This is a genomic window from Streptomyces sp. NPDC057654 (assembly GCF_042800135.1).
Classification (GTDB): Bacteria; Actinomycetota; Actinomycetes; order Streptomycetales; family Streptomycetaceae; genus Streptomyces.
In genome coordinates, this window is the sequence record NZ_JBHVHQ010001480.1 from 1 (window position 1) to 1,044 (window position 1,044).

Genomic DNA, 1,044 nt, shown 5'->3' on the forward strand with positions numbered 1-1,044 from the left:
GCCTGCCTGCGGGTGCTGGCGACCGCCGCCGAGCTGTACGGCGGGCGGGACAACGCGCCCGCGCGGGCGGCAGCGGCAGCTCCGCGGCGCGCCGCGGCAGCCGCCCCCGGCGGGCGCGACAGGGGACGGCCGGTGCGCGTCGCCGCCTCGACCGCCGCCCCGACGCCCGGCAACGGCATGCTGCTCGCCGAACTTCCCGTACCGAACCGCCCGCCACGCGGTACGGGCGGCACCGCCCCGTACACGGTCAACGACCAACTCCTCGTCGCCACCCGCCTGATGATCGCCCGCTGGAACCTGCTGCACGGCGGCCCCACCCGCCCGGTGCGGATCACCATGCCGATGGACGACCGGCCGCGCGGCGACGACATGCCCATCGGCAACGGCACCCGCCTCGTGGATGTCGGCTTCGGAGCGGACGAGCGGCTGGACGAGGAGGCGCTGACCGCCGAGCGGCCCGACCCGGCCGCCGTCGCCCGCCTGCTGCGCCGCACGGCCGCCCGGACCCGTACACTCAAGTCGACTTCGGGCTCCCAACTCGGCGTCGCCGGAACGCTGTTGACTGTTCCCGTACTGCCGGTCGGCGCGCGGGCGGCCGTGACCCGCGGGCTGCGCCGGGCCGCCGCGCCCTGGACGTCCACGACGCTGCTGAGCAACATCGGCCGCATCCCCTACCCGCTGGACTTCGGCGACGCGGGACGGGCGGGCGCGGTGTGGCTGTCGGCCCCGGCCCGTATGCCGCGCGGCCTGACCCTCACCACGGCCAGTACCGGCGGCCGGCTCCACGCGGCGCTGCGCTGGTCCCGCGCACTGCTGGACGACGCGGCGGGCGCGGAGCTCGCGGAGATCTTCACGCGCGCGCTCGACGCGACGTCCGAGGCGGCCTCGCACGCGACGGGCCGGTGACGGGCGATGAAGGAGGGCACATGAGCAACAGCAGCACCGCCGCCGCAACCGCCGCGCCCCGGCTGCGGGACTTCTACGAGGACCCCGCCGTGCCCGTCGCCTCGGGCGCGGACCGGGGCCGCCGTCAGGCCCGTATGC

The 1,044-nt window shown here is 77.2% G+C and carries 1 pseudogene; it reads left to right on the plus strand.

Features of this window, described 5'->3' with window-relative positions:
• Positions 1-906: pseudogene (locus ACFU99_RS44500) on the plus strand (condensation protein); the annotation flags it as partial.
• Positions 907-1,044 lie beyond the last annotated feature (138 nt).